At 72.6% G+C, this 521-nt stretch carries 1 pseudogene; it reads left to right on the top strand.

The features are described from left to right. A pseudogene (locus B3446_RS09160) lies at positions 1-440 on the top strand (peptidoglycan-binding protein); the annotation flags it as partial. Positions 441-521: the final 81 nt, after the last annotated feature.

The raw sequence follows: 521 nt of genomic DNA, 5'->3' as shown, positions 1-521 counted from the left end.
GGGCCCGCCCGCCGGGCGATCGCCCCGCCAAGCCGGTCGCGGTGGCGCAAGGCTACGGGGCCGCGGTGGGCGCCGACGGCGCCATGTCCGCCCTGCGTCCGCTGCTCGCCGCGCCGCAATTGGGCGACCCGGTACGCGCCGGCGGCACGTGGTCGGTGCCGTTTGCGCCGGTCGAAGGGGCGCAAAGCTATCTGGTGCGCGTCTCGCGCGATGCCGATGGCGCGCTGCCCGTGTCGTCCGCCAGCTTTCCCGCAAACGAAATCCGCTTTTCCGCGCCGGGCCCCGGCACGTTCTACGTGTCAGTGCGCGCCGTCGATGCGCTTGGCCTGCACGGGGCGGATTCGGTCCGATCCTTCGAGGGCGCGAACATGTTGATGACGTCGTACGGCCTTGGCGTTGGCAGCGGCTCTGGCGGGCTTGTGACGCTGACTGCGTACTAGGACAGGCGCCATGGCCGCCCCCGCCGACTCGCTCGACCGGTCCTGGCGGTCCGGGCTGTGGCTGACGTTGGCGTTGGCGGC

Source organism: Achromobacter sp. UBA5777, from assembly GCF_002418565.1.
Lineage (GTDB): Bacteria > Pseudomonadota > Gammaproteobacteria > Burkholderiales > Burkholderiaceae_B > Achromobacter > Achromobacter animicus.
This window is presented reverse-complemented; position numbering and strand designations above follow the sequence as displayed.